Source organism: Chryseobacterium sp. UF-81, from assembly GCF_058245105.1.
The window spans coordinates 191485-199188 of record NZ_JBSIBX010000009.1 but is presented as its reverse complement, the minus strand read 5'-3'; the positions used below and the strand labels follow the sequence as shown (position 1 = coordinate 199188).

The window sequence follows — 7704 nt, the reverse complement described above, 5'->3', positions numbered from 1 at the left end:
TCACAATTGTCCATTCATCATTTACCCTAATTTTAATGTGAATCGTCAATTTTGCTTCGCAAGTGAAATGTCAATTGCTTGCACATATAAAATTCACTATTGACCATTCACCATTCACACTAATTTAATGTGAATCGTCAATTTGCTTCGCAAGTGAAATGTCAATTGTTTACATCTATAAAATTCACAATTGACCATTCGCCATTCACCTTAATTTAATGTGAATCGTCAATTTTGCTTCGCAAGTGAAATGTCAATTGTTAACACCTATAAAATTCACTATTGACCATTCGCCATTCACACTAATTTAATGTGAATCGTCAATTTTGCTTCGCAAGTGAAATGTCAATTGTTTACACCTATAAAATTCACAATTGACCTTTCGCCATTCACCTTAATTACTCTACTATTAAGTTAAGGATTTATTTTTATCAATGCATTAATCCTGTTTTATGAATGTTTTATTTTAACATTTATTAACGAATGACTTTTATTTCTTATTTTTGAAGGATTCAATTTTATACAATGAAATTACATAGATTTTCTTTATTGATGTTGGTTTTGGGGAGTTCTGCAATCGCACAGACCCAAAAATTTACAATGGCGGAGGCAGTAAATGGACTGAGAACAAATCTTGCCGTGAAAAATATATCCCAGTTCTCATGGTCCGCAGATGGTAAATCATATATTCAGGCTGTAAAAGGCGGTTATCTGATTACTGATATGAAGACCAATAAGCAGGATACTTTAGTGTCTCTGACCCAACTGAACAGATCATTTTCAGATGCTAAGCTAAAGGCAGTCCCTCAAATCAAATTTATCGGCGGTTCAAGTGGTTATTTCAACGCGAACGATAAAATGTTCTGGATCGAAAAATCAGGAAACGACTGGAAGGTAAAGACAGCGGCTGCAGTTGATGCAAATGCTTCCAATATGAAAATGTTCGGAGATAACCAGACCTTTGCCTTTACCGTAAAGAATAATTTATATGTAAATAAAAACGGTAAAACAATAGCGGTAACCAATGATTCTGATGACAATATCATCAACGGAGGTGCAGCGGTTCACAGAAATGAGTTCGGAATTGATACAGGAATTTTTCCGGCTCCTAATTCTGATGCTGTGGCATTTTACAGAATGGATCAGACAATGGTGGCAGATTATCCTGTTATTGACTGGTCGGTAACGCCTGCCGTAAATCACAATATCAAGTATCCCATGGCAGGGCAGAAATCCCATGAAGTCACTTTGGGGATTTATAATATCAAAAATCAGTCAACCACTTTTCTGAAAATTGAAGGTGAAAAAGATCAGTACTTAACAGCTGTTACGTGGAGTCCGGATTCCAAATATGTTTTTGTAGGCGTTCTGAATCGCGGGCAGAATCATTTAAAGATGAACCAGTACGATGCTGCTACAGGAAATCTGGTAAAAACCTTATTTGAAGAAACCAGTGATAAATATGTGGAGCCTCAGCATCCGCTTACTTTTTTCCCGAACTCCAATACAGATTTCATCTGGCAAAGCCAGAGAACAGGCTATAATCACCTGTTTCACTACAGTCTTGAAAAAGGACTTGTTGCCCAAATCACTAAAGGAGACTGGCTGGTAACGGACATTCTGGGTTTTAATGAAAAGAAAAAAGAGATTTACTTCACGTCTACGAAAGAAACACCGCTTGAAAAGCATTTATATAAGATCAACTGGACGAACTTTAAAATGCAGCGAATGGATGATGCGCCCGGTGTACATACAGGAATCCTGAGCAGCGACGGGAATTATCTTTATGATACCTACAGCAATGCAGGTACACCAAGATCGGTGAATATTATCAATACCAACATGGCGAAATCTACGAATATCCTGACAGCAGAAAATACACTGAAAAATTATCAGAGGCCTGAAATTAAAAATGTGGAATTAAAAGCAGATGACGGAACACCGCTTTACGGGAAAATCATTCTCCCGACAGATTTTGACGCCAGTAAAAAATATCCGGTTATCGTTTACCTGTACAACGGGCCACACCTTCAGTTGGTAACCAATACGTTCCCGGCATCAGGAAACCTTTGGTACGAGTATATGGCCCAAAACGGTTACATTATTTTCACAATGGACGGAAGAGGTTCCGCCAACCGTGGAATGAAATTCGAGCAGGCTGTTTTCAGAAACCTTGGAACAACGGAAATGAACGACCAGATGAAAGGAGTGAATTATTTAAAATCTCTTCCTTATGTGGATGCCCAGAGAATGGGGATCCACGGATGGAGCTTTGGCGGATTTATGACGACAAGCTTCATGCTTCGTCAGCCTGATGTTTTCAAAGTGGGAGTTGCCGGGGGTCCGGTGATCGACTGGAAAATGTATGAGATCATGTATGGTGAAAGATATATGGATACACCTCAGGAAAATCCACAGGGGTATGCCACGGCTAACCTATTGGATAAAGTTCAGAATTTAAAAGGAAAATTACTGATGATCCATGGTGCCCAGGACGATGTGGTGGTATGGCAGCATTCCATTAAATTTATAAAGTCCGCAGTAGATAATGGAGTTCAGCTGGATTACTTTGTTTATCCGGGACATCCGCATAATGTGATTGGGAAAGACAGGGTTCACCTGATGCAGAAAGTGACGGATTATTTTGATCAGTATCTTAAAAAATAATAGTAAAATCCAGCCTTAGGCTGGATTTTTTATTGATAACAGTATTCTTGAATAGCAATCCGTTCTTAACAAACATCAATGTTTTTGAGCTTTTTCATTCGTAATTTTGTCTATCTAAAATCTAAAAATATGGAATTAGGAATAGGAATGTTTGGTGATCTGGCCTTTGACCAGGTAACCGGAAAATATAGAGACGCAGGAATAAAGATTCGTGAAATACTGGATCAGGTAAAATTGATGGATGAGGTGGGAATAGATGTTTTTGCGATGGGAGAGCACCACCGCCCGGACTATGCAGTTTCGTCACCGGAGATGGTTTTGGCTGCTGCAGCAAGCATCACCAAAAATATAAAGCTGGCAAGTGGAGTTACGGTTTTGAGCTCTTCAGAACCAGTAAAAGTATATGAAGATTTTTCAACCCTGGACCTGATTTCAGACGGACGAGCTGAAATATTTGTCGGAAGAGGAAGCTTTATCGAGTCATTTCCGCTTTATGGTTATTCATTAAATGACTATGAAGAGCTTTTTGATGAAAAACTGGAATTGCTGTTAAAGATCAACTCAGAGGAAAATGTAACCTGGTCAGGAAAACTCCGCGCACCGATGCAGAACCAGACTGTTTATCCACGAGCAAAAAACGACGGAAAATTATCGATCTGGCGAGCAGTAGGTGGAACTCCGCAATCTGTTTTAAGTGCGGCAAAATTAGGAATGCCTTTGGTGGTAGCCATCATCGGAGGAATGCCGGTACAGTTTAAAAATCTGGTAGAATTTTACAAGCAGGAATATCAGAAAGCAGGACATGACGCATCCAAAATGCAGATCGCGATTCATTCGCACACATTTGTCAGTAATGATCAGGCTGTAGTGGACGGATATTTCAATAACTATAAATCTCAGATGGACAGAATAGGGGCAACCAGAGGCTGGGCACCTTACACGAAAATGCAGTATGACGGCGGAAGGGGAAGAGATGGTGCTTTATTTATCGGAAGTCCTGCAGAAGTTGCTGATAAAATTGCTTACATGAAGGAAATTTTTGGAATCACAAGATTTATTGGACATATGGATATTGGTGATCCTGCTCACGATATTATGATGAAGTCGATTGAACTGTTCGGGGGCGAAGTGAAACCGGCTATTCAGGATCTATAAGCTATAAAAAACTCTCCGCTAATTGTTTAGCGGAGTTTTTATTGACAACTGGCAATTCATTGAAAGGTATTACCTGTTTTTCTGTTATTCAAGTCAGGGAAAAGAAAAATAATTTCAATTAAATTCACAGTTTCTGGTGTGGGATATACAGGCGGAAATTTCCATATCAACTTATATTATTCTACTTTTACAAAAAAAATAACAATGCAGGAACCGTCAAAAGACCCGCTACACGGAAAAAGGCTTGATACCATTCTTGAGGAACTGGTAGAATATTACGGAGGTTTCGAGAAGCTTGGCGAGCAGATCAATATAAAATGCTTTACAGACAATCCAAGTATTAATTCTTCTTTGAAGTTTCTGAGAAAAACAGACTGGGCCAGAGCCAAGGTGGAAAGCCTTTACCTCTATGTATTGAGGCAGAAAAAACGGGATGAAACAAAGAACGGAAAATGAAAGGGTGCTGTTTTGAGATTTTTGTTCTAGTATTTTCCCAAAGCCAATCATTTCAAAAATAGTATATTTGTGACGTTAATCGTGAAAAACATCACGAAAAAAAGATAAAATATGACAATTGAAAACAACCATGTTGTAGCAGTAAGCTACATACTTCACACGATCGAAGAAGATGGAAGTAAAATTCTTGTAGAAGAAACAACAGCAGAAAATCCACTTACATTTTTATATGGTGTAGGAATGATGATTCCAAAATTTGAGCAAAATATTCTGGGCTTGAAAGCCGGTGATAAAGCTTCTTTTATCATTCAGGCAGAAGAAGCTTACGGAGAAAAAGACCCAAATTCAATCGTGCAGCTTCCTATTGATATGTTCCAGGAATCGGGAACTCCACCTTTGGGCGCTATTTTGCCTTTATCAGATGGACAGGGAAATAATTTCCAGGCATTTGTATTAGAGGTAACCCCTGAAGCAGTAGTGGCAGACCTTAACCATCCAATGGCTGGGAAAGTTTTAGATTTCCAGGTAGAAATTGTAAATACACGTCCTGCGACAGAAGAAGAACTGGCACATGGTCACGCTCATGGAGCTGACGGAACAGAGGCCCACTAAATTATAATCAATGTCCGGATATTTTCCGGACATTTTTCTTTATTCTAAAAATTCTCCACTTACATAAAACCAACGGTTTTGAATCATTTTGAATGTTGATAGTTCATGATGGATTTGCTCATGTTCTTCTTCATCAGTATAAAAGGCCTTAAACTCAACTTTGCTGACGGAAGGTTTATCTATAATTTCCAGTTTTGTCCATTCGTTAATTTCTCCCCATTCCTGCAGATCTTCTATGTTGTGCAATTTTCTTTTTGCCGGAGATGTAGTTTTCATTAAATATTCTCCGTTCGGAATAGCAAATGCGGAAAATCTGGAACGCATCAGAGCTTCCGCAGTAGGAGCGTTTTTTTCTCCGGTGTGGTAAGGCTTACAGCATTCTTCATAAGATTTTCCTGAACAGCAGGGACAGTTCATATATTAATTTTTGAACCACAAAAATAGAGATTTTAAGAATAGAAACGTGTTTTAGTCCGTGATAGAATGGACGTGTTAAAAACCATATGTTTTTTTATTCAATAGAAATGGGCTTCAGCCCATTTAACCAAATATAAAATCCCATTCATCGGCTTTAGCCAAAACCTATAAAAAAAAGAAGCACCCAATCGGATGCTTCTCTATACAATTTATTTTATAAAACCTCTGTTTCTCAATAAAGGTTTGATATCCGGGTCATGTCCGGTGAAATCTCTGAATGCCTGATTAAGATCTACGGAATTTCCTACAGAAAGAATATATTTTCTAAAACGGTCACCATTTTCTCTTGTCAGGCCTCCATTGTTTTTAATCCATTCCCATGCATCATTATCAAGGGTTTCAGACCATAAGTAAGCATAATATCCAGCGGAATATCCTCCACCCCAGATATGGGCAAAATAAGGAGTATGATATCTTGGTGGTACTGTAGATAAAGTAAACCCATGACTGGCTAATGATTGTTTTTCAAAATCAAGAACAGGAATTAGCTGACTTTCATTCGTCACTGTATGCCAGTCCATATCCAGCGCTGCTGCAGAAACAAGTTCTGTCGTCATATATCCCTGGTTGAATGTAGCTGCCTTTTTAATTTTTTCAACTAAGGCCTGAGGAATCGGCTGTTTTGTTTCGTAGTGAAGGGCATAATTCTTAAGAACAACAGGATCTAAAGCCCAGTGCTCATTGATCTGTGACGGGAATTCCACGAAATCTCTGGGAACACTTGTTCCTGAAAGTGACGGGTATTTCTGACTTGCAAACATACCGTGTATTGAATGACCAAACTCATGAAACATTGTGGAAACATCATCATAGCTAATTAGTGATGGTTTTCCTGGAGCAGGTTTCTGATAATTATAGCAGTTTACGATGACAGGTTTTGTTCCTAAGAGATAAGACTGCTCAACGAAATTACTCATCCATGCACCCCCGTTTTTAGAATCTCTGGTGTAGAAATCGAGATAATAGATTGCGATAGATTTTCCATCGTGGTCAAAAACCTCATACGTTACTACATCCGGATGATAAACCGGAAGGTCAGTTCTTTTTTTGAAAGTAAGTCCGTAGAATTTTTCAGCGGCATAGAAAACCCCTTTTTCCAGAACAGTAGTTACTTCAAAATAAGGCTTGATCTGGTTTTCATCCAGGTCGTATTTTGCTTTTCTTACCTGTTCAGCATAGAAATTCCAGTCCCATGGCTCCACTTTGAAACCGCCTTTCTGCTGATCGATCAGGTCCTGAATATCTTTTGCTTCACGTTTTGCCGTTTCTACTGCAGGAGTGGCAATCTGGTTCATTAATTTGGTAGCTGCCTCAGGTGTTTTAGCCATCTGGTCCTGAAGTTTCCATTCAGCGAAGCTTGCTTTGCCTAAGGTCTGGGCTTTTTTAAGTCTCAGTTTAGCTAATTTTTCAATTGTTTCACGGGTATCGTTTCCGTCACCTTTTTCAGCCCTCAGCCAGGATGCTTTGAACAGTTTTTCTCTGGTTGCTCTGTTTTTCAAATTCTGAAGAAGCGGCTGTTGTGTGGTATTCTGAAGGGCAAGAAGATATTTTCCCGGTTGTCCTGCAGTTTTAGCATCAGTCGCTGCAGCTTCAATCTCGTCGTCGGAAAGTCCGTCAAGTTCTTTAGCATCAGAGAAAAATACACCGCCCTGTTTTCTTGCTTCCAATAGTTTATTGGCATATTGAGTGGAAAGTGAAGCGAGTTCCTGATTGATCTGCTTTAGTTTTTCTTTATCAGCAGAAGAAAGATTCGCTCCTGCAATTTCAAAATTCTGTTTGTAAAACTGGACAAGTTTTTTACTTTCAGCATCAAGACCGTCTTCTTTGATCGATTTGATTCTTTTATATAAATTTTCATTCAGGTACATTTTATCAGAATGCGCTGCAAAAATAGGAGCATATTCTTCATCCAAAGCCTGAAGGGTAGGATTTGTGTTAGCACTGGTAAGGTTAGAAAATACGATAGTGGCTCTTTTTAAAACTTCACCGCTTTTTTCAAGGGCTACAATAGTGTTCTCAAAAGTAGGAGCCTCCGGATTATTCGCGATTTTCAGGATCTCAGCATCGTGCTGTTTTAGTCCAAAATCAAAAGCAGGTTTGAAATGTTCATTTTTAATTTTATTGAATTCCGGAGCTTCATACTGAAGCTTGCTTTTCTTCATAAAAGGGTTTGAAGACAGAGCTGGATCAGTAACAGGAATCTCCTGTTGAGTATCGGTTTTCTTCATTGTAGTACAAGATTGGTTAAGTGCCAGAGCAGAAATTAACAATACCGATGAAATATTTTTCATAAATTAGTTGTTATTAAAGTATAAAGATATTAAAAACTTAATTTAT

Annotated in this window: 6 protein-coding genes; 4 read left to right on the top strand and 2 right to left on the bottom strand. The window is 38.6% G+C overall.

What is annotated here, in order from left to right:
• The first annotated feature begins 525 nt into the window (after window positions 1-525).
• From AC4IFE_RS13950 to AC4IFE_RS13935, 4 genes are all read left to right on the top strand, one after another.
• A complete protein-coding gene (locus AC4IFE_RS13950) occupies window positions 526-2667 on the top strand; it encodes a S9 family peptidase (RefSeq protein ID WP_490757765.1) in 2142 nt (713 codons plus the stop codon).
• Window positions 2668-2796: 129 nt separating this feature from the next.
• Entirely contained in the window at window positions 2797-3822 is a 1026-nt protein-coding gene (locus AC4IFE_RS13945; RefSeq protein WP_490757764.1) for an LLM class flavin-dependent oxidoreductase, read from the top strand.
• 204 nt (window positions 3823-4026) lie between these two features.
• A complete protein-coding gene (locus AC4IFE_RS13940) occupies window positions 4027-4278 on the top strand; it encodes a VF530 family protein (protein ID WP_490757763.1) in 252 nt (83 codons plus the stop codon).
• A 111-nt stretch (window positions 4279-4389) separates the two neighbouring features.
• Window positions 4390-4890: an FKBP-type peptidyl-prolyl cis-trans isomerase gene (locus AC4IFE_RS13935; protein ID WP_490757762.1), complete on the top strand. Its 501-nt coding sequence runs from the start codon at window positions 4390-4392 to the stop codon at window positions 4888-4890.
• Window positions 4891-4929: 39 nt separating this feature from the next.
• Here AC4IFE_RS13935 and AC4IFE_RS13930 read toward each other — a convergent pair whose 3' ends face one another.
• Window positions 4930-5307, bottom strand: a complete 378-nt coding sequence (locus AC4IFE_RS13930; RefSeq protein ID WP_490757761.1) for a YchJ family protein — start codon at window positions 5305-5307, stop codon at window positions 4930-4932.
• A gap of 209 nt (window positions 5308-5516) precedes the next feature.
• On the bottom strand, window positions 5517-7658 hold the full coding sequence (locus tag AC4IFE_RS13925; RefSeq protein WP_490757760.1) for a M3 family metallopeptidase: 2142 nt from the start codon (window positions 7656-7658) through the stop codon (window positions 5517-5519).
• Between the last annotated feature and the right edge of the window lie 46 nt (window positions 7659-7704).

Excerpts from the sequence above, each read along its gene's own strand:
- AC4IFE_RS13950 (WP_490757765.1), top strand. The coding sequence starts at position 526 with ATGAAATTACATAGATTTTCTTTATTGATGTTGGTTTTGGGGAGTTCT.
- AC4IFE_RS13945 (WP_490757764.1), top strand. The coding sequence starts at position 2,797 with ATGGAATTAGGAATAGGAATGTTTGGTGATCTGGCCTTTGACCAGGTA.
- AC4IFE_RS13940 (WP_490757763.1), top strand. The coding sequence starts at position 4,027 with ATGCAGGAACCGTCAAAAGACCCGCTACACGGAAAAAGGCTTGATACC.
- AC4IFE_RS13935 (WP_490757762.1), top strand. The coding sequence starts at position 4,390 with ATGACAATTGAAAACAACCATGTTGTAGCAGTAAGCTACATACTTCAC.
- AC4IFE_RS13930 (WP_490757761.1), bottom strand. The coding sequence starts at position 5,307 with ATGAACTGTCCCTGCTGTTCAGGAAAATCTTATGAAGAATGCTGTAAG.
- AC4IFE_RS13925 (WP_490757760.1), bottom strand. The coding sequence starts at position 7,658 with ATGAAAAATATTTCATCGGTATTGTTAATTTCTGCTCTGGCACTTAAC.